Raw genomic sequence first — 22,459 nt, 5'->3', positions numbered from 1 at the left:
TCCTATTGAAAAAGCACGTTCTTGCCGCGGCGAGTTGCTCCATAAAAAAATCGCTCGACCCCATCGAAGGGGAACAATTGAAAATTCGGCTCAGCGCTGGACATCCTCCACCCGCCGACGTGGCCCGCGGCGCGCGGGCGCGGCCGGCGGGCGCCTGAACAGCGTCGGCTTCGCCGTACACGGCACCCAAGTGCCCGCATTCCTGTAAGCTCAACCCGGTGGCTGGAAAGTAACTTTCCGGCATTTCAGGAGATGCGCAGTGCGACAGGTCGGTCTGATCCTCGAAGACGGTTTCCAGCTCATGGGCCTGGCGGCGTTGTCTGCCTTCGAACTGGCGAATGCCGAGCTGGGCGCGGCGGGCTATCGGCTCACGGTCCTGTCCGAGCACGGCGGCACCGTGCGCTCGTCGATGAACGCGGGCATCGAGACGGTGCCCTTCGGCGTCATGCCCGACACGCTGATGGCGGCGGGCGAGCTGGTGCCTTCCGACGTCTCGCCCGGGGTGCGCGAGTTCGTGGCGCGCGCCGGCCAGGAGGCGCGGCGCGTGGCCGGTGTGTGCACCGGCGCCTTCGTCCTGGCGCAGGCCGGCCTGCTGGACGGCCGGGCGGCCACCACGCACTGGGCGCATGCCCGCGATCTGCAACGGCGCTTTCCCAAGGTGCGGGTGGACGAGGACCGCATCTTCATCCGCGATGGACCGGTCTGGACCTCGGCCGGGATGTCCTCGGCCATCGACCTCACGCTGGCGCTGATCGAGGACGACCACGGCGCCGCGGTGTCGCGCTCGGTGGCGCGCAAGCTGGTGGTCTACCACCGCCGGCCGGGCGGCCAGTCGCAGTTCTCGGCCATGCTCGAACTGGAGCCGCGCTCCGACCGCGTCCGGCGCGCCCTGACCCATGCGCGCGAGCACCTGCGCAATCCGCTCTCGGTCGAGGAACTGGCCGATGCGGCCAGCCTGTCGCCGCGCCAGTTCAGCCGGCTTTTCCGCGAGGAGACGGGCCAGTCGCCGGCCAAGGCGGTCGAGATGCTGCGGCTGGAGGCGGCGCGGGTGATGCTCGAAGAGGGTCGCCACCCGCTGGACGTGGTGGCGCGCGACACCGGCTTTGCCGACCGCGACCGCATGCGCCGCGCCTTCCTGCGCCACTACGGACAACCGCCCGCCGGCCTGAAGCGCAGCCTGCGCCTGATGGAGGACGAATCCGCGTGATGTCCTGAATTGCCGCTTCTATGTCATTAATGCCGTGAGAGCGAGGCCTAATCTTCAGGCCTTCATCGCACAAGGACGAACGACATGAACTCCGAATCGCGCAATCACTGGCTGCAGACCCGCCACGGCCGCCTCGCCATCCGTGAAGACGGCCCGCAGGGCGGCATTCCGCTGGTGCTGCTGCAGCGCTTCCGCGGCACGCTGGACGACTGGGATCCGGCCTTCATCCAGGCCATCGCGGCCGAGCGCCGGGTGATCCGCTTCGACAGCGCCGGCATCGGCCGCTCCGAGGGGCGCGTGCCCGACAGCATCGCCGGCATGGCCGCGGTCGCGGCCGAGGTGATCGTGGGGCTGGGGCTGTCGCAGGGCGATGTGCTGGGCTGGTCCCTGGGCGGGGTGGTGGCGCAGCAACTGGCGCTCGACGCGCCCCATCTGGTGAGGCGGCTGGTGGTGGCGGGCTCCAGCCCCGGCGGCATCACCGACGGGCCGCAGCCGCATCCCCGCGTGCCGCAGGTGATGACGCGGGGCGTCAACGACGCGCCGGACTTCCTCTTCCTCTTCTATCCCGAGACCGAGACGGCCGTGGCCGCGGGCAAGGCGTCGCTGGCGCGCATTGCCGCGCAGGCGGACATCGGCCCGGCCGTCACGGCCGAGGCCTTCATGGCGCAGGTCAAGGCCATCGCGTCCTGGCCCGGTGTGCTGCATCGTGCCCGGGAGCTGCGCCTGCCGATGCTCGTGGCCAACGGCGCCCACGACGTGATGTTGCCGGCCTACCGCTCGTACGTGCTGTCGCAGCAGGCGCCCGACGCCAGGCTGGTGCTCTATCCCGACGCGGGCCACGCCTTCCTGTTCCAGGAGATCGAGGACTTCGCGGTCCAAGTCGACCTCTTCCTCGCCTGATCCCGCCTCATTCATCGAAAGGACTTCATCATGCAGATGACCGGCAACACCCTCTTCATCACCGGCGGCACCTCCGGCATCGGCCGCGCGCTGGCCGAGCAGTTCCATCGCCTGGGCAACAAGGTGATCATCGCGGGCCGCCGCCAGGCGCTGCTCGACGAGGTGGCGCGGGCCAACCCCGGCATCGAGGGCGTGGCCCTCGACATCGAGAACCCGGCCGACATCGACCGCGTGGCCGCGCAGCTGATCCGCGACTACCCGGCGCTCAATGTGCTGATCAACAACGCGGGCATCATGCCCTTCGACGATCCCTCGGGCCGCATCGACGATGCCGTCTCGCGGCGCATCCTCGACACCAACCTGCTCGGGCCCATCCGCCTGACCTCGGCGCTGATCGAGCACCTCAAGGCCCAGCCGCGCGCCACCATCATCCACAACACCTCGGTGCTGGCCTATGTGCCCATCGCCACCAACGCGGTCTATTCGGCCTCCAAGGCGGCGCTGCATTCCTATGCGCTGTCGCAGCGCTTCATGCTCAAGGGCAGCACCGTCACCGTGCAGGAGATCGCGCCGCCCTGGGTGGACACCGACCTCATCAAGAAGAGCGGCGACCCGCGCGCCATGCCGCTGGACGCCTTCATCGCCGAGACGATGAAGGGCCTGGCGACCGACGCGCCGGAGGTCTTCGTCGAGGCGATCCGCCCGCTGCGCGACAACCCCGGTTCGGGCGAGCATGCGCTGGTGGACGGCTTCAATGCCGAGATCGCGGCCAACCCCATTCCGGTGTAACCATGCGCCCCCTGTTTCCCGCGGGCTTCCTGGCCCTCGGCACCTTCGCCATCGGCACCGAGGGCTTCATGATCGCGCCCTTGCTGCCGGTCATGGCGCAGGACTTCGGCCTGCCGATCACGCGCGTGGCGCTGCTGGTGGTGGTGTTCACGCTGGTGCTGGCCTTGTCCTCGCCGGTGAGCACCGTGGCCACCGGGCGCCTGCGGCGCAAGCCGGTGCTGCTGCTGGCCATGTCGCTGTTCGCCGGGGGCAATGTGCTGGCGGCGCTGTCTTCGTCCTTCGCGCTGCTGCTCGTCGCGCGGGTGTTGATGGCGGTGGCGGCCGGGCTCTACGTGCCGGCGGCCAACGGCCTGGCCGGCGTGATCGTGCCGCCCGACATGCGGGGGCGGGCGCTGGCCATCGTCAGCGCCGGGCAGACGCTGGCCATCGCGCTGGGCCTGCCGCTGGGCGGGCTCATCGGCCATGCCTTCGGTTGGCGCGCGACCTTCCTGCTGGTGGGCGGCATGAGCGCCGTTGCCATCGTGGGCATCGGGCTCGGCATCGGCAGGCAGGCCGGGCAGGGCCTGGCGGTCGCCAGCCTGCGCGAGCGGGTGGCCGTGGTGCGCCAGGGGCCGGTGCTGCGCCTGCTTGGCGTCAGCCTGGCCTGGGCCATCGGCGCCTTCGCGGCCTACCCGTACGTCGCCGAATACCTGGCCGCCGTGCTCGGCTTCGGGCCGGTGGCGATCACGGCCACGGTGTCGCTGTGGGGCCTGTCGGCGGCGGCGGGCGTGATGACCGGCGGCATCCTCAACGACCGCTTCGGCGCGGACCGGGTGGTGCGGGGCTCGCTCGCGCTGCTGGCGCTGGCCTTTGCGGCGCTGGCCGTGGCCACGCTGCTGCCGCAGCGGCTGGCCGTGCTGCCGGTGCTGGCTGCGGTCAGCCTGTGGGGCTTCACCGTCTGGTCCTTCTTCCCGGCCCAGATGTCGCGGCTCATCGGTGCCGGCGCGCCCGCCCAGGCGCCGGTGGCGCTGGCCCTCAACACCTCGACCATGTACTTCGGCTTCTCGGCCGGCAGCGCCATCGGTGCCGCCGTGCTGGGCACCGGCGCGGTCTGGGGCATCGGCGCCGTGGCGGCGATGGCCGAGGTCGTGGCCTTGGGCTTGAATGCGGCGCTTCGGCGTCGATCCCGATTCGTCAACCCTCCTGGAAAGGAATGCTCCCCATGACTGCCCGTATCGACACCCCCGCCGCCACCGCGGCCACCGGCGACACCGCCGACCTGTTCGCCGGCATCCGCAAGGCGGTGGGCCGCGTGCCCAATGCCTATGCGGCCATCGGCGCGCTCAACACGCCGGCCCTGCAGGCGATGCTCTCGGCCGACGCCGTGCTTGCCCGCGGCACCCTGTCGGCGCAGGACCGCGAGACGGTCAAGCTCGTGGTCAGCGCGCTGGCCGGCTGCGACTATTGCGTGGCGGCACACAGCCTGGCAGGCAAGGCGGCGGGGCTGCCGATGGACACGGTGCGTGCGATCCACGCGCTCGCGCCCACCGGCGACGCTCGCCGCGATGCGCTGGTGCGTTTCGTCCGCGCGCTGCACGAGCAGCCGGGCACGCTGCCGACCGAGGCGTTCGAGGCCTTCCGCGCCGCCGGCTTTGCCGACGCCGCCGTGGTGGACGTCGCGCTGGCCGTGGCGGTCATCACCTTCACCAACGTCTTCAACCGCGTCAACGACACGGTGGTCGACTTCCCAGAGCTGAAGTGAGCCGCCCGCGCGCCACCTTCTCGCAGGGGCTGGCGCTTTGGTCGCTCGGCCCGGAAAGCCTGCCGCGCAGCGGCCGGCCGTCCCCTCCTGGTCCGGGAGTGCCTGCTGTGGATCCCTCGTCGCCCGGCAGCAGCTGACCCCGCTCCCGGGTCGCTCTTGTCAGCAGCCCGACGTCGTCGGCCGCACACCGACATCGTGCTGGGCGAGCAACTGGGCGACCACGCTGGCGCCCATGTGGTCGGCAGGGTCCAGCAGGCGCAGCTGGTCCAGCCGTTCGGCGGCCTGCGCCGGCTCGCCGCGCCGCAAAAGGATGAAGGCCTGGGCCTTGAGCGTGAACAGCCAGAAGCGGGCGGCGCCGGGCTGCAGGAAGTCCGCCATGCCGGGCCGCACCTGTCGCCAGTCGGAAGGCAGGCCGGCGACCTCGGCCGCGGCGTTCAGCCCGCGCTCTGCGGCGCGCAGCGCCTGCGCCAGTTCGCCCTGGCTGGCATGCAGCTTGTAGAGCAGGTAGTACACCGGCAGCGCCTGTGGCGAGGCCAGCACGGCGGTCCACAGTGCCACGGCCGCTTCCTCGCGCGGCTTGCTGCGCGCCTCATCCACCAGGTGCCGCACGGCCGGCGGCACCTCGCCGCCGAAGAAGACGTCGGCCTCCTCGCCGGTGAAGAGGTTCACCAGACCGCCTCGGCCGCCCGCAGCCGGTCGACCGGCTCGCCCTTTTCGAGGTGGCTGTCGAAGATCTCCTGCACGTCCTCGGGCGTCACGCCGCTGTAGAGCACGGCCTCGGGGTAGACCAGCACGTTCACGCCCTGGTCGCAGGGGCCGATGCAGCCGGAATAGGTGATGGCCACCTTCTCGTACGCCTGGCGCTTCTGCAGCTCGGCCCAGAAGGCCTGCAGCACCGCGGTCGAGCCCTTGGCGGCGCAGGAGCCGCGCGGGTGCTGCGGCGGGCGGTTCTGAGTGCAGACGAAGACATGTCGTTCGGGACGGGCCATGTGGGCCTCCTGGGATCGTGAGATGGAAGGAAAGGCTGCCGCGGTCCCAGCGCTGCGCGTGGTAGCGCTGGCCAGGACGAGGCAGCGGTGTTGCGCAGCCGCGGCGCGCCCACCCGCCGGCAGGCGCTGGCCGCGCTGGTCAGGCGGCGGCGATGTGCGCCATCCAGCGCTGCAGCTCGCAGACGTGGCCGGCCTCTTCGCTGGCGAACTCGCGGGCCATGCGCACGACCTCGGGGTCGCGCGCGGTATCGGCCACGCCCTCGTAGAAGGCGGTGCCCGCGCGTTCGCCGTCGAGCGCGATCTCCAGCGCAGCGGGTACGTCGATCAGGCCGTCGATGCCATGCCAGCTGGCCGCCTCGGGGCTGTCGCCGCCGGGCCACTGGAAGTCGGCCGGTGCCAGCACCGGCAGCTCGCGGAAGCCGCCGCGCTCCATGGCCTCATTCAGGTGCAGGCGCGAGAAGTGCGCCATGCGTTCGAAGAGCTTGCGCACCTCGTCGTTGCCGGCGGTGCGCATCACCTGGGCCAGGTCCTCGTAGCGGCGCGCGGCGTCGCGCTCCAGCGTGATGGCATGGACCAGGAATACACGGATGTCGTCAATCATGCGTGGGCCATTTCATCCAAATTTGAAGAGGATGCCGTGGCCGCCCCGCGGGTACTCCCACTCCACATTGGCGTGCTCGCTGCAGATGATCCGGCAGCTACCGCATTCGAGGCAGCCGTCGGTGATCAGCGTCACCCGGCCGTTGCCCTCGGCCTTGTAGCAGGAGGCCGGGCACACGAAGGTGCAGCTCTGCGAGCGGCATTCGTTGGTGCAGACCTCGCTGTCCTTGATGCGGATGTGCGGACGGCCGGCGTCCACGCGGTAGCGGTTCTGGAAGAGCTTCTCTTCCACGTTGACGGCAATGGCGTTCATCGGAAGGCTCTCCAGAGTTTGTAGGCGTCGCCCATCAGGCCGCTCCAGCGGCGGGTCTTGCGGAAGCTGGCGAAGATCTCGCGCTCCTTGGTCTTCTTGTCGACGCCGTCCACGGTGATCATGGTGCGGGCCGCCTGCGCGACGAGGTCGGGGTAGGTGGTGAAGAACTGCGGGTTCTTGTGCAGCACGCCGGGCATGTCGCGGTACTTGTGCAGGTCCTTCATCACGAAGGAGTCGTCCAGCGCGGTCTTGTAGGCCTTGAGGCGATCGGCCCGGTAGCCCTGGCCCGCGGCCTTGGCCGCGATCACGGTCTCGGCGGCGAGGCGGCCGGTGGTCATGGCCAGGTTGGAGCCCTCGCGGTGCGCCGCGTTGACGAAGCCGCCCGAGTCGCCCACGATCATCCAGCCGTTGCCGTAGACCTGCGGAATGGCGTGGAAGCCGCCTTCGGGGATCAGGTGCGCGCAGTACTCCTTCATCTCGCCGCCCTCGATCAGCGGCGCGATGGCGGGGTGCCGCTTCATCTGCTCCAGCAGCACGTAGGGACTGGTGCGGGCGGGGTTGGACTTGAAGTCGCCCAGCATGCAGCCCACGCCGATGGTCAGCGACTCCTTGTTGGTGTAGAGGAAGCCGGTGCCCATCATGCCGTCGGTGATGCGGCCCACCATCTCGATGACCACGCCCGATTCCTCGCCGATGTTGAAGCGCTGGCGGATGGTCTCTTCGGGCATGAAGAGGATCTCCTTGACCGCCAGGGCCACGTTGCCGGCCTGGATCTCGCCATGGAAGCCCGCCTTGCGCGCCAGCGTGGAGTTGACGCCGTCGGCCAGGATCACCACGTCGGCATACACGTCGCCGGCCTCGCGGTCGCACTGCACGCCCACCACCTGGTCGCCGTCCATGATGAGCTGCTGGACGGTGGTCTCGCAGATCAGCAGCGCACCGGCCTCGCGCACCTTGCCGCTGAACCACTTGTCGAACTGCGCGCGGATGATGGTGTAGCGGTTGTAGGGCGGCTTGTCGTAGTCGCTGCTGCGCACATGCGTGCCGACGAAGCTGGTGTCATCGAGCACCCACAGGCGCTGCTCGATGATGTGGCGCTCCAGGGGGGCGTCTTCGCGGAAGTCGGGAATGATCTGTTCCAGCGCGTTGGCGTACAGGATGGCGCCCTGCACGTTCTTGCTGCCGGGATATTCCCCGCGCTCGATCTGCAGCACCTTCAGGCCGGCCTTGGCCAGCGTGTAGGCGGCCGCATTGCCGGACGGACCGGCGCCGACGACGATGGCGTCGAACTGGGATGGCTTTCTCATGGGGCGTGCTCCTTGGGGTGTCAGGCGACCAGGCGCCGGCGCTTGCCCAGGTGCTCGGCGAAGGCCGCCGTGAGCGCGGGCAGCACCTGCAGCGCGTTGCCCACGATGCCGTAGTGCGCAAAGTCGAAGATGGGCGCGTTGGGGTCGGTGTTGATGGCGACGATCACGTCCGAGCTCTCCATGCCCACCCGATGCTGGATGGCGCCGGAAATGCCGGCCGCGATGTAGAGCTTGGGCCGCACCGTCTTGCCGGTCTGGCCCACCTGGCGGTCGGCCTCCACCCAGCCGGCCTGCACGCAGGGGCGGGTGGCGCCCACCTCGCCGCCCAGCACGCGGGCCAGCTCGAACACGAGCTTGAAGTTCTCGGGGTTCTTCAGGCCCTTGCCGCCGCTGACGATCACGTCGGCATAGGGCAGGTTGATCTGGTTGCTGGTCGCATCGGGCAGAAAGGCGAGCAGCTTGGTGACGATGCTGCTCTCCACCATGCCCAGCGTCTCCTGCACCACCTCGCCCGTGCGGCCTTCCTCGGCGCGCGGCATGGCCATGACGCGCGGGCGCACGGTGGCCATCTGCGGCCGGTAGGCCAGGGTCATGATCGTGCACAGCAGCGAGCCGCCGAAGGTGGGCCGCGTGGCCGCCAGGGCGCGGGAGGTGGGGTCGATGTTCAGCTCGGTGCAGTCCGCCGTCAGGCCGGTCAGCAGCGTGGTGGCCACCGAGCCCGCGAGGTCGCGGCCCATGGACGTGGCGCCCAGCAGCAGGATCTCGGGCTGGTACTTGTTGACCAGGTCCGTCAGGCCCTTGGTGAAGGGCTCGTTGCGGTAGCCCAGCAGCACCGGGTCGTGGACGATGTAGGCCTTGTCGGCGCCATAGCCGAAGGCCTCGGCGGCGAAGGCCTCCAGCTTCTCGTCGGGGCCGCCCAGGATGGCGACGCCCACGCTGCTGCCCAGCTTGTCGGCGAGCTTGCGGGCCTCGCCCAGCAGTTCCCACGAGACGCTGTGCACATGGCCGCGGTCGTGTTCGATGAACACCCAGACGCCCTTGTAGGCCTTCAGGTGTTCGGGCAGCTCCAGGTTGCGTCCGCGGCCGGCGGGGCGCTTGGCGGGAGGCGTGGCGGGGGTGGCGGCGGCGTTCATGCGTCCTCCTTCATCGCGAGGTCGGCTTCCAGTGTGGGATGCCGGGTGAAGATCTTCTGCAGCAGGTTCAGCGAGACGTCGCGCAGGCTGGACTCCTCCAGCGCCAGCATCTCGGCCTTCTCGCTGCGCGGCGTGGGGCCGAAGACCTTGCTGACCACGGTGGGCGAGCCCTTGAGGCCGATCTTGTCGAGGTCCTCGATGCCGGCCTGCTCTTTGTTCCACTTGCGCACCGGGTAGCCGGCGGCGTGGATCATGGCCGGCAGCGAGGCGAAGCGCAGCTCGTTGGTGTTCTCCAGCATGGTGATCAGGCAAGGCAGCGCGGTGCGCAGCTGCTGCACGCCGCCCTCGGCCCGGCGCTCGACGGTGATGGTGCGGCCGTCCAGGTCGGTTTCGACGATGCGTGAGACATAAGTCAGCAGCTGCAGGCCCAGCCGCTTGGCGATGCCGGGGCCCACCTGGGCCGTGTCGCCGTCGATGGTCTGCTTGCCGGTGAAGACGATGTCCACCGCCTGCTCGCGGCCGATCTGCCGGATGCCGGCCGCCAGCGCGTACGAGGTGGCCAGCGTGTCCGCGCCGGCGAAGGCGCGGTCGGTGACCAGCACCGCGTCGTCGGCCCCGTAGCTGATGCACTTGCGCAGCGCCTCCTCGGCCTGCGGCGGGCCCATGCACAGCACGGTGACCTTGCCGCCGAACTGGTCCTTGAGCCGCAGCGCCTCTTCGAGCGAGAACAGGTCGTAGGGGTTGACGATGGCCGGCACCCCCTGGCGCATGATGGTGTTGGTGACCGGGTGGACGCGGATCTGCGCCGAGTCCGGCACCTGCTTGATGCAGACGACGATGTGCATGGCGGTGCTCCTGCCTCAGGCCGCGGCCCGCATGGGCAGCGTGCGCTTGAGGCTTTCCAGCGTGACGTGCTGCTTGCCGTCCACGTCCTGGAAGACCTTGAACACCTTCTCCTGCGCCGGCGTGGAGCTGACGAAGTCGCCATACGCGCGCTGCAGCAGTGCCCGGTAGACGGTGAACATCTGCAGCTCGTCGGACGGGTCCAGCGACTGCTGCTGCCGGATGTACTGGAAGAAGCGCTTGAGGATGTGCAGCCGGCTCACGTTGACCACCTTCTGGTCGAAGGGCACGCCGAAGAACTGCAGGAAGTCCTCGGCCGACGAGAGGGCCTTGAGTTGCTGGAGGAAGTTTTCCATGGCTGCTTATGCCTCGCAGGTGGGTTGGGATGGGGGGACGGCACACACGGCGTCGCAGTCGTTGCAGGCGGCGTCGTCGGTACCGTGGCCGCGCTCGCGTTCGAGCTGGGCCACGCGGTCGAGCAGGCAGGCGATGGCCTTGCCCACCGGGTCGGGAATGAGGTGGTGGTCCAGGTCGAAGCCGTGGCGCGGCCGGCGTCCGCGCGCCACCACACGGCCCGGGATGCCCACCACCGTGGCATCCGCGGGCACCGGCTCGATCACCACCGAGTTGGCCGCGATGCGCGCCCGCTCGCCGATGACGATGGGCCCGAGCACCTTGGCGCCCGCACCCACCACCACGCCATTGCCCACGGTGGGGTGCCGCTTGCCCGGCGAGCCGCTGGTGCCGCCCAGCGTGACGCCGTGGAAGAGCGTGACGTCGTCGCCGATCTCGGCCGTCTCGCCGATCACCACGCCGCAGCCGTGGTCGATGAAGAAGCGCTGGCCGATGCGCGCGCCGGGGTGGATGTCCACCTGCGTGAACCCGCGCGCCGCAAAGGAGATCCAGCGCGGCAGGTAGCGCCAGCCGCGGCGCCACAGCGCATGCGCGATGCGGTGCAGGGCGATGGCCTGCACGCCGGGATAGATGGTCCACACCTCCAGCAGGCTGCGGGCGGCCGGGTCGCGCTGCAGCACGCAGCGCACGTCGCCGCGCAGCAGCGCGAACCACGAGGCCGGCGCTTCCGTGGACGGAGGGTCGGCCGGCACAGCGGCGGCGGGCAGGGCGTCGGCGCGGGGTGGCATGGCGGGCTCCGGGCTGTCTTGCGTCATGCGGCCAGGGCGGCAGCTGCGGGCGACTGTGCCGCGCTCAGGAAGGCCTGCAGCTCGTCCGACGTCGGCGCGCGCTTGGCCTGCACCGCATGGTGGCGGATGCGCGCCAGCAGCCGGCGCGTGAGGCCGTCGTCGTCCAGGGCCACGCCCAGCGCGCGGTAGGCGTGGCGCACGGCCTGCGAGCCCGAATGCTTGCCCAGCACCGTGCGGCGCTCGCGGCCCACCTCGGCGGGGTCGAAGGCTTCGTAGGTGGCCGCGTTCTTGAGCAGGCCGTCCACATGGATGCCGGACTCGTGCGTGAACACGGCCTCGCCCACGATGCTCTTGTTGAAGGCCACGCGCCGGCCTGAGGCCTGCTCCACCAGCTGCGAGATGCCGACCAGCTGGCGCGTATCCACGCCGGTGTCGCCCTGCTGCAGGTGGCGGGCGGCCATCACCACCTCTTCCAGCGCCGCGTTGCCGGCCCGCTCGCCCAGGCCGTTGACGGTGGTGCTGGCGTGGGTGGCGCCGGCGCGCAGCGCGGCCAGCGTGTTGGCGGTGGCCAGGCCCAGGTCGTTGTGGGCATGGATCTCGATCTCCATCGCATCGCCCACGGCGGCGCGCAGCGCGGCGATGGCGGCGTGCGTGGAGAAGGGATCGAGCACGCCCAGCGTGTCGGCAAAGCGCACGCGGCGCGCGCCGTGGTCGCGGGCCTGGCAGGCGGCGGCGGCCAGGAAGGCGGGGTCGGCGCGCGAGGCGTCCTCGGCGCCGAAGGAGATGCTGCGGCCGGTGCGGGCGGCGGCGCCGATGATGCGGCCGATCTCCTGCAGCACCCAGTCGCGCGAGCGGCCCAGCTTGTGCTGCAGCTGGATGTCCGACACCGAGATCGACAGGTGCACGATGTCGGCATCGCAGCGCAGCGCGGCGGCCAGGTCGGCCTCGGTGAGGCGGCCCCACACCATCAGCGTGGCGGGCCGGGCCTGCGCCGCGATGGCGTTGATGCAGGCGACTTCCTCCTCACCCATGATGGGGATGCCGATCTCCATCTCCGGCACGCCGGCCCTGGCCAGCGCGTGCGCGATGGCGCACTTCTCCTGCACCGTGAAGGCGACGCCGGCCGTCTGTTCGCCGTCGCGCAGGGTGGTGTCGTTGATCACGGGGGGATGTGCCATGTCGTGTGTCCTTGCGGGTGTCATCGCAAAGGGCGTGCCACGCGGAGAGAGGCTGCAGAGTGCGGTTTTGTCGCGATGGCTGCGACGAGGAGGACTCCGTGCCTGTAGCGAATGTGCTGTTTCGGACAGGACGCGGGTCCGTTCACGCCTTGCCGGTTTTCCATGGCGCCGCGCGCCATCCGCATCGCATGAAGCCGCCGCACTCGAAAAGTTCAAATGGCCGCGGAGCAGGCCATGCAAGAGCACCCGAGGAACTGGCTTTGCCAGGCCTCTGGGTGCGCCCCCCTCCAAGCCGAAGGCGCCAGAGAGGGGGGAGCCGCGAAGCGGCATGGGGGGTGCCTGTTCACTTCAGCGCCGCGCGCCACCCGCATCGCATGAAGCCCGTGCGGCGCCAGGATCGAATGGCCGCGGAGCAGGCCATGCCAGTGCACCCGAGGAACTGGCTTTGCCAGGCCTCTGGGTGCGCCCCCCTCCAAGCCGAAGGCGCCAGAGAGGGGGGAGCCGCGAAGCGGCATGGGGGGTGCCTTCTCTATTTTTCGCGCGCGTGGTTGCGCGTGTGCCTGGGCAGCTCGACGGTCACGTCCGCGTCCTTGAGCTTCACGCAGCAGGCCAGGCGCGACTGGGCTTCCAGGCCCCAGGCGTTGTCGAGCTGGTCGTTCTCTTCGTCGTCCGGCGGTGCCAGCGAGGCGGCGCCTTCGCGCACGTAGACGTGGCAGGTGGCGCAGGCGGCCACCATCTCGCAGGCATGCTCGATGGCGATGCCGGCGGCCAGCAGGCCCTCGCACAGCGAGGCGCCGCGGCGCAGTTCGAGCACCTGGCCCTCGGGGCACAGGTCGGGGTGGGGAAGGACGCGGACCTGGGGCATGGCGGACGGCTTTCGGGGTTCAGGCCAGCGTGTCCAGCGCCCGGCCCGCCAGCGCGCGCTGGATGGAGGCGTTCATGCGCTGGGCCGCGAAGGACTCGGTCGCCGCCGACAGGGCGGTCGAGGCGGCCTTGACGTCGGCCACGGCCGCCTGCGTCTCCAGCGCATCGGCCACGGCGAACATGGCCTGGCGGATCGCTGCCAGTTCGGTCGGCGACAGCAGCGCGGCGTCCTGCGCCAGGGCGGATTCGGTGGCGTCGAGCAGCCGGCGCGCATCCACCTGCGCCTCGCGCAGCATGCGCAGCTGCATGTCGGCCTGCGAGGCGCCGATGGCAGCCTGCAGCATGCCGGCGATCTGCGCATCGGCCAGGCCGTAGGTGGGCCTGACCTCCACATGGGCCTCGACGCCGGTGGTCAGCTCGCGCGCGCTCACCGACAGCAGGCCGTCGGCGTCGATCTGGAAGGTCACGCGGATGCGGGCCGCACCCGCCGCGGCCGGCGGAATGCCGTGCAGCGTGAAGCGCGCGAGTGAGCGGCAGTCCGCCACCGATTCGCGCTCGCCCTGCACCACATGCACCGCCATCGCGGTCTGGCCGTCCTTGAAGGTGGTGAACTCCTGCGCGCGCGCGGCCGGCAGCGTGGTGTTGCGGGGAATGACCTTCTCCACCAGCCCGCCCATGGTCTCCAGGCCCAGCGACAGCGGGCACACGTCCAGCAGCAGCCATTCGTCGCCGCGGCCGTTGCCGGCCAGGGCGTCGGCCTGCAGGGCGGCGCCCAGCGCCACCACCTGGTCGGGGTCGATGTCGCACAGCGGCTCAGGGCCGAAGTGCTGGCGCACGGCCTCGCGCACCAGCGGCATGCGGGTGGAGCCGCCCACCAGCACCACGCCGCTCAGGTCTTGCGCGCCGAGCTTGGCGTCGCGCAGCGCGCGCCGGCAGGCGGACAGGGTGCGGGCGATGAGCGGCTGGCCCAGTTCGGCCAATTGCGAATGCGTGAGCCGGGCCTCGCAGCGGCGGCCATCGGGCATGGCCAGGGCCAGCGCCGCCTCGGGCGCGCTGCTCAGCGCCTCCTTGGCGCGGCGCGCCTCGGCCAGCAGCGCGCGCTGTGCGGCGGGGGGCAGGGCCGAGAGGCCGCCGAGCCCGTGCTCGCCGCAGAACCACTCGGCGATGGCATGGTCGAAGTCGTCGCCGCCCAGGGCCGAGTCGCCGCCGGTGGCCAGCACCTCGAACACGCCGCGCGACAGGTGCAACACCGAGATGTCGAAGGTGCCGCCCCCCAGGTCGTAGATGGCGAAGGTGCCTTCGCTGCCCTGGTCCAGCCCGTAGGCGATGGCGGCGGCGGTGGGCTCGTTGAGCAGACGCAGCACGTTCAGACCGGCCAGCGTCGCGGCGTCCTTGGTGGCCTGGCGCTGGGCGTCGTCGAAGTAGGCGGGCACCGTGATCACCACGCCCGCCAGCGGACCCCCCAGCGTGAACTCGGCCCGCTCGCGCAGGGCCGTGAGGATGTCGGCCGACACCTGTACCGGCGAGCGCTCGCCCGCCACGGTGGCCAGACCCACCATGCCGGGGCCGTCGACGAAGTCGTAGGGCAGGGTGCCAGCCGCGGGCAGGTCCGCCAGCCGCCGGCCCATGAAGCGCTTGACCGAGACGATGGTGTTGCGCGGATCCTCGGCCTGCTGCTCCCGGGCCTCATGGCCCAGCTCGAGACCGCCGCCGGGCAGGTAGCGGACCACGGACGGCAGCAGCAGCCGCCCCTCGTCGTCTGGCAGGCAGCGCGCCTGCGCGCTCTGCACCGTGGCGATCAGCGAATGGGTGGTCCCCAGGTCGATGCCCGCCGCCAGCCGATGCTGGTGCGGCGCGGCGCTCTGGCCGGGTTCGGAAATCTGGAGGAGGGCCATGTCAATGTCTTCGGATGCTGAGCGCCGCTGACGGCGCACGAAACGGCCTCATGGCCACAGATCGAAAGGCCGCGGAGCAGGCCATGCGGGCGCACCCGCGGAACTGGCTTCGCCAGGCCGCTGGGTGCGTCCCCCCTCCAAGCCGAAGGCGCGAGAGAGGGGGGGAGCCGCGAAGCGGCATGGGGGGGCGTCCTCTATACAGCGAAGCTTTCGCCGCACCCGCAGTTCGCCTTGGCATTGGGGTTGTTGAACTTGAACCCCTCGTTCAGCCCCTCGCGCACGAAGTCCAGCTCGGTGCCGTCCAGCATGGCCAGGCTGCGCGCGTCGACGACCACGTTCACGCCCTCGCTCTCGAAGCACTGGTCGTCCTCGTTGAGCCGGTCGACGAATTCGAGCGCGTAGGCATAGCCCGAGCAGCCGCTGGTCTTGACGGCCAGGCGCAGGCCGACGCCACCGCCGCGCTTGACCAGCGAGCGGGCCACGTGCCGCGCGGCGGCGGGAGTCAGGGAGACGGTCATCGCCAGCGCTCCCGCTCAGACGGAGAAGGACGAGCCGCAGCCGCAGGTGGTCTGCGCATTGGGGTTGTGGATCACGAAGCGCGAGCCTTCCAGGCCTTCCTCGTAGTCCACCTGCGCGCCCAGCAGGTACTGCTGGCTCATCGCATCCACCAGCAGCGCCACGCCCTCGGTGACCACGGTGGTGTCGTCTTCGGCGACCTGGTCGTCGAAGGCGAAGCCGTACTGGAAGCCCGAGCAGCCGCCGCCCGTGACATACAGGCGCAGCTTGAGGGCGGGGTTGCCTTCCTCTTCGATCAGCGAGGCCACCTTGGCGGCAGCGCGGGACGTGAACTCGAGCAGGGCAGGCATGGCGATCGGATCGACCGCGGGGTTGAGGGCGATGGCGTCCATCGGGTTCTCCTTGGAAAGGGGCGAAAAGAGAAGGGAAGTCAGTGGCGCTCGGCGCTGGCGCAGGCCGGCTGCTCGGCCAGCACCTGGGCTTCGCCGGCAGCGGCCTGGCGCGTCGCCTGGCGGGCGCGGAAGTCGGCCACGGCGGCCTTGATGGCGTCCTCGGCCAGGATGGAGCAGTGGATCTTGACGGGCGGCAGGGCCAGCTCTTCGGCGATCTGCGCGTTCTTGATGGCCAGCGCCTCGTCCAGCGTGCGGCCGCGCACCCACTCGGTCACCAGCGAGCTCGACGCGATGGCCGAGCCGCAGCCGTAGGTCTTGAACCTGGCGTCCTCGATCACGCCGTCGGCGTTCACGCGGATCTGCAGGCGCATCACGTCGCCGCAGGCCGGTGCGCCCACCATGCCGGTGCCGACGTTCTCGTCGCCGGCCTCGAAGGCGCCGACGTTGCGGGGGTTCTCGTAGTGGTCGATGACCTTGTCGCTGTATGCCATGAAGCCTTGCTCCGTGTCGAAGGTTGGAAGAGGAGAGTCAGGGGGCCCGGCCGCTCAGTGCTCGGCCCACTGGATGGAGTCGAGGTCGACGCCGGCCTGCACCAGGTCCCACAGCGGGCTCATGGCGCGCAGGCGCTGCACCACTTCGCGCACCTGGGCGACGGTGGCGTCGATCTCGGCCTCGGTGGTGAAGCGGCCGATGGAAAAGCGCACCGAGCTGTGCGCCAGTTCGTCGCTGCGGCCCATGGCGCGCAGCACGTAGCTGGGCTCCAGGCTGGCCGAGGTGCAGGCCGAGCCCGAGGACACGGCCACGCCCTTGATGCCCATCAGCAACGACTCGCCTTCCACGTAGTTGAAGCTCACGTTGAGATAGCCGGGCGCGCGCCGCTCGGCATGGCCATTCAGGGCCACGGCCTCCAGCGAGCGCAGGCCGTTCCACAGCCGCTCGCGCAGGGCGAGGATGCGGGCGTTGTCGGCGGCCATCTGCTCGCGGGCTAGCCAGAAGGCCTCGCCCATGCCCACGATCTGGTGCACGGGCAGGGTGCCCGAGCGCATGCCGCGCTCGTGGCCGCCGCCGTGCATCTGGGCGTCGAGCCGCACGCGCGGCTTGCGGCGCACGTACAGCGCCCCGATGCCCTTGGGGCCATAGAGCTTGTGGGCCGACAGCGACATCAGGTCCACCGGCCATTGCGCCAGGTCGATGGCGATCTTGCCGGCGGCTTGTGCCGCATCGACGTGGAAGAACACGCCCTTGGCACGGCACAGGGCGCCCAGCGTGTCGATGTCCTGCACCACGCCGGTCTCGTTGTTGACGGCCATGACCGAGGCCAGCAGCGTGTCGGGCCGCAGGGCGGCGGCGAAGCGTTCCGGGTCGACCAGGCCGTCGGCATCGACCGGTAGGACCGTCACTTCATAACCCTCGCGCTCCAGCTCGCGCATGCTGTCGAGCACGGCCTTGTGCTCGGTGGCCACGGTCACCAGGTGGCGGCCCTTGCCGGCGTAGAAGCGGGCCACGCCCTTGATGGCAAGGTTGTTGGACTCGGTGGCGCCCGAGGTCCAGACGATCTCGCGCGGGTCGGCATTGACCAGGGCGCACACCTGCTCGCGGGCCAGCTCTACCGCCTCCTCGGCGGCCCAGCCGTAGGCATGCGAGCGGCTGGCGGGGTTGCCGTAGATCTCGCTCAGGTAGGGCAGCATGCGCGTGGCCACGCGGCGGTCCACCGGCGTGGTGGCGGCGTAGTCCAGGTAGATGGGACGCGCGGGGCGGGCGGTGGCTGTGTCGCGGGGAAGGTCGGACATGGCGGGCTCCTGGATGGCTAGACCCACACGCTTCTGCAACATCGGTGCCACGGCCGGTTTGCGTGCCGATCCCACTCCCGATGGGCTTGGCGGGCATCTTTTGTTGGATTTGTGCGCTGGATCAAGGTCCGCCGCGGCGGCGCATGTCCTGTTTGTCGCGAATGTCCGGGGGCGCCGCGGCGGTGCATCCGGGGGCTGTCACGGCTTTGACGATTGGGTATGTTTCTTGCGATGAAGCCGACAAAGCCGACGTGCCCGCGCCCGCCGGTGCCGGGCGGCCCGGTGGACGGGGCGGGCGGCGGAAAGCGAGGTCCCCATGATGGTGATTGCACGTTCCAAGGAAGCCCAGACGCGCCGCGAGCTGGACGCGGTGTATGAGGTCAGCAAGACGCTGTCCGCCTCGCTCGACGTGGGCAAGACCTTCCGCGAGGCGCTGAACTACCTGCTGCACGCCTTCGACTGGCGCCGCGCCTTCGTGGTGCTGGGCGAGGCCGGCGGGCCGCTGCGGGGGCTGTGCGCGGCCGGGCTGTCGCAGGAAGAGCAGCAGCGCCTGCTGTTCCGTGTGGGCGAGGGCATCGTGGGCCGCGTGTTCGCCAGCGGCGTGCCGGCCATCGTGCCCGACGTGCATGCCGAGCCGCTCTTCCTCAACCGAACGGGGGGAGGCGACGGGCTCGACAGCATCGCCATGCTGGCCATGCCGATCCGTGCCGACCGGCGCACGCTGGGCGTGCTGGCCATGCAGTGCGTCAACAACGCGGGCACGCGCGTCTTCGCCGAGGATCTGCAGCTGCTGCGCATGGTGGCCACGCTGATGGGCCAGGCGCTGCTGCTGCAGCGCACCGTGGCGGCGGGCCACGACAGCATGCAGGACGAGGTGCGGCGCATCCAGAAGGCGCTCAAGCCGCAGCACCGCATCGACCATGTGGTGGGCGTGTCGGCGCCGATCCAGGCGGTGTTCGAGCAGGTGCACCAGGTGGCGCCGGCGCGCACCACGGTGCTGCTGCGCGGCGAGAGCGGCACGGGCAAGGAGGTGATCGCCCGCGCCATCCACAGCCTGTCGCCGCGGCACGAGGCGGCCTTCGTCTGCGTCAACTGTGCGGCGCTGACCGAATCGCTGCTGGAGAGCGAGCTCTTCGGGCACGAGAAGGGCTCCTTCACCGGCGCGCAGGGCCAGCGCAAGGGCCGCTTCGAGATGGCGCATGGTGGCACGCTCTTCCTCGACGAGATCGGCGACATCTCGGCCTCGTTCCAGGCCAAGCTGCTGCGGGTGCTGCAGGAGCGGCAGTTCGAGCGGGTGGGCGGCGGCACGCCGGTGAAGGTGGACGTGCGGCTGATCCTGGCGACCAACCGCAACCTGGAGCGCATGGTGCAGGCCGGTGAGTTCCGGGCCGACCTGTACTACCGCATCAACGTGGTGAGCATCCAGCTGCCGCCGCTGCGGGAGCGTCGCGAGGACATCCCGGCGATGGCGCAGCACTTCCTGGACCGCTTCAACCGCGAGAACGGCCGGCGCATGCGTTTCGATCCGGGCGCCATGCGGGTGCTGAGCAGTTGCTACTGGCCGGGCAATGTGCGTGAGCTGGAGAACTGCGTGGAGCGCACCGCGACGATGACGCATGCCGAGGTCATCAGCGACCTGGCCTTTCCGTGCCAGGGCAACCGTTGTCTGACGCAGGTGCTGCACCACATCGAGCGCGAGGACGCGGTGCGGCCGGGGCGGCCGGTGGACATTCCCATCACCGAGGTGCCTGGGTTGCCGCCGCAGTCTGTGCTGCCGCAGCAGCCCGTGCTGCCGCCGCAGCCGGTGCTGCCAGCCGAGGTGGTGGTGGCGGCGGCAGCTCCTTCGGCACCGATGCCCGCCGAGGCCGTAGGGGTGGCGGGTCCGTCGGGGCTCAGTGACAAGCCCGAGGGCGAGCATGCCCGCCTGATCTGGGCCATGGAGCACTGCGGCTGGGTCCAGGCCAAGGCGGCCCGGCTGCTCAAGATCACGCCGCGGCAGATGGGCTATGCGCTGCGCAAGCATGGGATCGAGGTGAGGAAGTTCTGAGCGGCTTGGGCCGTTGCGCAACGTCTTTTTGCTGGTGCGGACTTTCGGCTCTGACGCTTGTTGGCAGCGGCTGTAGCGGCTGTAGTGGCGGTTCTGTCCGTGGGCCCTGGACGAAGCGCCCGGCCTGGGGTGTGCGGCCTGGGCGCCCAGCGGCCGCGTCCCTCGCTGAACGCTCGGGCAACCTGCGGTGCTCGCCGGATGAGCGCATGGCGTAACTCGCTACGCGCTACGCGCTCCGCTCGAACAAACGCCATGAGTCAGTCACAACCGGCCCGCGGGGGCCGCGGGCCTCGCTCATCCGGCTGCGCTCCTCGGCGCGTCCACAGGGCGCCCAGGCCGCACACCCCAGGCCGGGCTCGTGATGAGGTGACCGTCACGCCCGCTCTCGCCAGGCACCAGCGCTCGTCGCCGGTTCCTCAGCTCGCAGCCGCAGAAGTCCCAACAGCGGCAACAGCGACAGCGAGCACATCGCACACGGGCACAGCCAGGGCCAAACGCACAGGCACAGGTGCAGACGCAGACGCAGGCGTAACCCGCGACGGTGACCGACCCGCAAGCCGCGCCGTGTGGTGGCGAGGTCTGGAGCGGGCGGTAAGGGGCGCGGTCCACGCCAAACCTTGAGCCTGGCTGGCCCCGGCGCCCAGCGCGGCCCCTCAGGCTGCGCCGAGGAGCGCAGCCGGATGAGCGAGGCCCGCGGCCCCCGCGGGCCGGTTGTGACTGACTCATGGCGTTTGTTTGAGCGGAGCGCGAAGCGCGCAGCGAGTTACGCCATGCGCTCATCCGGCGAGCACCGCAGGTTGCCCGAGCGTTCAGCGAGGGACGCAGCATGTGGGGCCGCGCTGGGCGCCGGGGTCAGCCAGGCGCCCATCCAGCGTCAACGGTAAAGATGGCCACACAAGCCAGCCAGGCGCCCATCCAGCGTCAACGGTAAAGACCGCGACCCAAGCCAGCCAGGCGCCCGTCCAGCGTCAACGGTCGAACCACACACCCAAGCAACCAACGCCCTTTGTCGCAACGCCAACACACCCAACGCGACACACATCAAGCCCTGTCGCAACCCCGCCAGACAAACGCTCCAAAACCAACGCGAAACCGCGAAAAACCCAACGCTGGAGCCCAACGAGCGCGTGGCATGTTTTTGGCAGTAAGGCCCCCGTATGCGGCCCCGTCGTGCCGCCACCCCGCGAGGTACATCCATGCAGCAAGCCAGCCCAGCCAGCACCATGCCCGCCACCACCTACGTCGGCATCGGGCAGATCAAGCCCCTCGGCGCCAAGTTCGAACTGCCCGACGCGGGCGGCGGCTGCGGCACCCAGGGTGGCGAGGGCAAGGCCAGCTGCGGCTCCTCGGGCGGCCCGGAGGACATGCCCCCCGAGATCTGGGAGAAGGTCAAGAACCATCCCTGCTATTCCGAAGAGGCCCACCACCACTATGCCCGCATGCACGTGGCCGTGGCGCCCGCCTGCAATATCCAGTGCAACTACTGCAATCGCAAGTACGACTGCAGCAACGAGAGCCGGCCAGGCGTCGTCAGCCAGAAGCTCACGCCCGACCAGGCCGTCAAGAAGGTGCTGGCCGTCGCCAGCGAGATCCCGCAGATGACCGTGCTGGGCATTGCCGGCCCCGGCGACAGCCTGGCCAACCCGGCCAAGACCTTCGACACCATGCGCATGCTCCACGAGCAGGCGCCCGACATCAAGCTGTGCCTGTCCACCAACGGCCTGGCCCTGCCCGAGCAGGTGGACGAGATCGTCAAGTACAACATCGACCACGTCACCATCACCATCAACATGGTGGACCCGGCGGTGGGCGAGAAGATCTATCCCTGGATCTTCTGGAAGCACAAGCGTGTCACCGGCTACGAGGCCGCGAAGATCCTGCACGAGCAGCAGATGAAGGGTCTGGAGATGCTCACGGCCCGCGGCGTGCTCACCAAGATCAACTCGGTGCTCATCCCCGGCATCAACGACGAGCACCTGATCGAGGTCAACCGCGAGGTCAAGAAGCGCGGCGCCTTCCTGCACAACATCATGCCGCTGATCTCCGAGCCCGAGCACGGCACCGTGTTCGGCCTCACCGGCCAGCGCGGCCCCACGGCCCAGGAACTCAAGGCCGTGCAGGACGCCTGCGCCGGCGGCGCCAACCTCATGCGCCACTGCCGCCAGTGCCGGGCCGACGCCGTGGGCCTGCTGGGCGAGGACCGCAGCGAGGAGTTCACCCTCGACAAGATTGAGGAGATGGAGGTCGTGTACGACCTCGACCGCCGCCGCGCCTACCAGGACAAGGTGGAATCCGAGCGCCAGGCGCAGCACGAGGCCAAGCAGGAAGCCCTGGCCGAGGCCGCCAACCTGGGCGTGGCCGACGACCTGAAGGTGCTGGTCGCCGTGGCCACCAAGGGCGGTGGCCGCGTCAACGAGCACTTCGGCCATGTGACCGAGTTCCAGATCTTCGAGGTCAGCCGCAACGAGGCCCTGTTCGTCGGCCACCGCCGGGTGGACCTGTACTGCCAGGGCGGCTTCGGCGACGACGAGCAGCTGCCGTCGGTGGTGCGTGCCATCAACGACTGCCATGCCGTGCTGGTCGCCAAGATCGGCGCCTGCCCCAAGGACGAACTCGCCGCGGCCGGCATCGAGCCGGTGGACCAGTACGTCGGCGAGTTCATCGAGAAGGCGGCGCTGGCCTGGTTCAACGACTACCGCGGCCGCATCGCCAGCGGCGCGCTGGTGCACCAGGACCGCGGCGATGCCGCCATCCGCCAGGGCGCCTACACCGCGGCGCAGGCCGCCTGAAGGCAGGCCCGCGCGCGCCTCTGC

At 70.2% G+C, this 22,459-nt stretch carries 23 protein-coding genes; 7 read left to right on the top strand and 16 right to left on the bottom strand.

What is annotated here, in order from left to right; genetic code table 11:
• Window positions 1–259 precede the first annotated feature (259 nt).
• The 5 genes from L0984_RS04725 (at window position 260) to L0984_RS04705 (ending at window position 4,637) form a co-directional block, all read left to right on the top strand.
• Window positions 260–1,207 (top strand): GlxA family transcriptional regulator, encoded by a 948-nt coding sequence (locus L0984_RS04725; protein ID WP_234192571.1) that lies wholly within the window; start codon window positions 260–262, stop codon window positions 1,205–1,207.
• 84 nt (window positions 1,208–1,291) lie between these two features.
• Window positions 1,292–2,107 carry an alpha/beta fold hydrolase gene (locus tag L0984_RS04720; RefSeq protein ID WP_234192570.1) on the top strand — a complete coding sequence of 272 codons (816 nt, stop codon included), beginning with the start codon at window positions 1,292–1,294 and terminating at the stop codon, window positions 2,105–2,107.
• 30 nt (window positions 2,108–2,137) lie between these two features.
• Complete coding sequence (locus L0984_RS04715; protein ID WP_234192569.1) at window positions 2,138–2,896, top strand: SDR family oxidoreductase; 759 nt, start codon at window positions 2,138–2,140, stop codon at window positions 2,894–2,896.
• Window positions 2,897–2,898: 2 nt separating this feature from the next.
• On the top strand, window positions 2,899–4,101 hold the full coding sequence (locus L0984_RS04710; protein ID WP_234192568.1) for an MFS transporter: 1,203 nt from the start codon (window positions 2,899–2,901) through the stop codon (window positions 4,099–4,101).
• Window positions 4,098–4,637: a carboxymuconolactone decarboxylase family protein gene (locus L0984_RS04705; RefSeq protein WP_234192567.1), complete on the top strand. Its 540-nt coding sequence runs from the start codon at window positions 4,098–4,100 to the stop codon at window positions 4,635–4,637. Before L0984_RS04710 ends, L0984_RS04705 begins: the two co-directional genes overlap by 4 nt.
• A 159-nt stretch (window positions 4,638–4,796) precedes the next feature.
• Here L0984_RS04705 and L0984_RS04700 read toward each other — a convergent pair whose 3' ends face one another.
• The 16 genes from L0984_RS04700 to L0984_RS04625 form a co-directional block, all read right to left on the bottom strand.
• The gene (locus L0984_RS04700; protein WP_234192566.1) at window positions 4,797–5,306 is read right to left on the bottom strand and encodes a hypothetical protein; all 510 of its coding nucleotides are present in this window, start codon (window positions 5,304–5,306) and stop codon (window positions 4,797–4,799) included.
• The gene (locus tag L0984_RS04695) at window positions 5,303–5,626 is read right to left on the bottom strand and encodes a (2Fe-2S) ferredoxin domain-containing protein (RefSeq protein WP_234192565.1); all 324 of its coding nucleotides are present in this window, start codon (window positions 5,624–5,626) and stop codon (window positions 5,303–5,305) included. The genes L0984_RS04700 and L0984_RS04695 overlap by 4 nt, the downstream gene beginning before the upstream one ends.
• A 139-nt stretch (window positions 5,627–5,765) precedes the next feature.
• Window positions 5,766–6,227, bottom strand: a complete 462-nt coding sequence (locus tag L0984_RS04690; protein WP_234192564.1) for a ferritin-like domain-containing protein — start codon at window positions 6,225–6,227, stop codon at window positions 5,766–5,768.
• A 12-nt stretch (window positions 6,228–6,239) separates the two neighbouring features.
• A complete protein-coding gene (locus L0984_RS04685) occupies window positions 6,240–6,539 on the bottom strand; it encodes a ferredoxin family protein (RefSeq protein ID WP_114803492.1) in 300 nt (99 codons plus the stop codon).
• Window positions 6,536–7,846 carry an FAD-dependent monooxygenase gene (locus L0984_RS04680; protein ID WP_234192563.1) on the bottom strand — a complete coding sequence of 437 codons (1,311 nt, stop codon included), beginning with the start codon at window positions 7,844–7,846 and terminating at the stop codon, window positions 6,536–6,538. The genes L0984_RS04685 and L0984_RS04680 overlap by 4 nt, the downstream gene beginning before the upstream one ends.
• A gap of 20 nt (window positions 7,847–7,866) precedes the next feature.
• Complete coding sequence (locus L0984_RS04675) at window positions 7,867–8,979, bottom strand: electron transfer flavoprotein subunit alpha/FixB family protein (RefSeq protein WP_234192562.1); 1,113 nt, start codon at window positions 8,977–8,979, stop codon at window positions 7,867–7,869.
• Entirely contained in the window at window positions 8,976–9,824 is an 849-nt protein-coding gene (locus L0984_RS04670; protein WP_234192561.1) for an electron transfer flavoprotein subunit beta/FixA family protein, read from the bottom strand. The genes L0984_RS04675 and L0984_RS04670 overlap by 4 nt, the downstream gene beginning before the upstream one ends.
• Window positions 9,825–9,839: 15 nt before the next feature.
• Window positions 9,840–10,178 carry a nitrogenase stabilizing/protective protein NifW gene (gene nifW, locus L0984_RS04665; RefSeq protein WP_234192560.1) on the bottom strand — a complete coding sequence of 113 codons (339 nt, stop codon included), beginning with the start codon at window positions 10,176–10,178 and terminating at the stop codon, window positions 9,840–9,842.
• 6 nt (window positions 10,179–10,184) lie between these two features.
• Window positions 10,185–10,964 carry a serine O-acetyltransferase gene (cysE, locus tag L0984_RS04660; RefSeq protein ID WP_234192559.1) on the bottom strand — a complete coding sequence of 260 codons (780 nt, stop codon included), beginning with the start codon at window positions 10,962–10,964 and terminating at the stop codon, window positions 10,185–10,187.
• Window positions 10,965–10,987: 23 nt separating this feature from the next.
• Entirely contained in the window at window positions 10,988–12,142 is a 1,155-nt protein-coding gene (nifV, locus tag L0984_RS04655) for a homocitrate synthase (RefSeq protein WP_234192558.1), read from the bottom strand.
• A gap of 529 nt (window positions 12,143–12,671) precedes the next feature.
• On the bottom strand, window positions 12,672–13,007 hold the full coding sequence (fdx, locus tag L0984_RS04650) for an ISC system 2Fe-2S type ferredoxin (RefSeq protein ID WP_234192557.1): 336 nt from the start codon (window positions 13,005–13,007) through the stop codon (window positions 12,672–12,674).
• A gap of 19 nt (window positions 13,008–13,026) precedes the next feature.
• Window positions 13,027–14,901 (bottom strand): Fe-S protein assembly chaperone HscA, encoded by a 1,875-nt coding sequence (hscA, locus tag L0984_RS04645; protein WP_234192556.1) that lies wholly within the window; start codon window positions 14,899–14,901, stop codon window positions 13,027–13,029.
• A 194-nt stretch (window positions 14,902–15,095) separates the two neighbouring features.
• On the bottom strand, window positions 15,096–15,419 hold the full coding sequence (gene iscA, locus L0984_RS04640) for an iron-sulfur cluster assembly protein IscA (RefSeq protein WP_234192555.1): 324 nt from the start codon (window positions 15,417–15,419) through the stop codon (window positions 15,096–15,098).
• Window positions 15,420–15,434: 15 nt separating this feature from the next.
• Window positions 15,435–15,809, bottom strand: a complete 375-nt coding sequence (gene erpA / locus L0984_RS04635; protein WP_234192554.1) for an iron-sulfur cluster insertion protein ErpA — start codon at window positions 15,807–15,809, stop codon at window positions 15,435–15,437.
• A gap of 38 nt (window positions 15,810–15,847) precedes the next feature.
• Window positions 15,848–16,300, bottom strand: a complete 453-nt coding sequence (gene iscU, locus L0984_RS04630; protein WP_234192553.1) for a Fe-S cluster assembly scaffold IscU — start codon at window positions 16,298–16,300, stop codon at window positions 15,848–15,850.
• A gap of 54 nt (window positions 16,301–16,354) precedes the next feature.
• Window positions 16,355–17,599, bottom strand: coding sequence for an IscS subfamily cysteine desulfurase (locus L0984_RS04625; protein ID WP_234192552.1), 1,245 nt, complete (start codon window positions 17,597–17,599; stop codon window positions 16,355–16,357).
• Between the two features lie 316 nt (window positions 17,600–17,915).
• Between L0984_RS04625 and nifA the strand changes: the two genes are divergently transcribed.
• Both nifA and nifB read left to right on the top strand, forming a co-directional pair.
• The gene (gene nifA / locus L0984_RS04620; RefSeq protein ID WP_234192551.1) at window positions 17,916–19,646 is read left to right on the top strand and encodes a nif-specific transcriptional activator NifA; all 1,731 of its coding nucleotides are present in this window, start codon (window positions 17,916–17,918) and stop codon (window positions 19,644–19,646) included.
• Window positions 19,647–20,842: 1,196 nt separating this feature from the next.
• Window positions 20,843–22,435: a nitrogenase cofactor biosynthesis protein NifB gene (gene nifB, locus L0984_RS04615; protein ID WP_234192550.1), complete on the top strand. Its 1,593-nt coding sequence runs from the start codon at window positions 20,843–20,845 to the stop codon at window positions 22,433–22,435.
• Window positions 22,436–22,459 lie beyond the last annotated feature (24 nt).

The sequence above is a fragment of the Pseudacidovorax sp. NFM-22 genome (assembly GCF_021401245.1).
Classification (GTDB): Bacteria; Pseudomonadota; Gammaproteobacteria; order Burkholderiales; family Burkholderiaceae_C; genus Xenophilus.
This window is presented reverse-complemented; position numbering and strand designations above follow the sequence as displayed.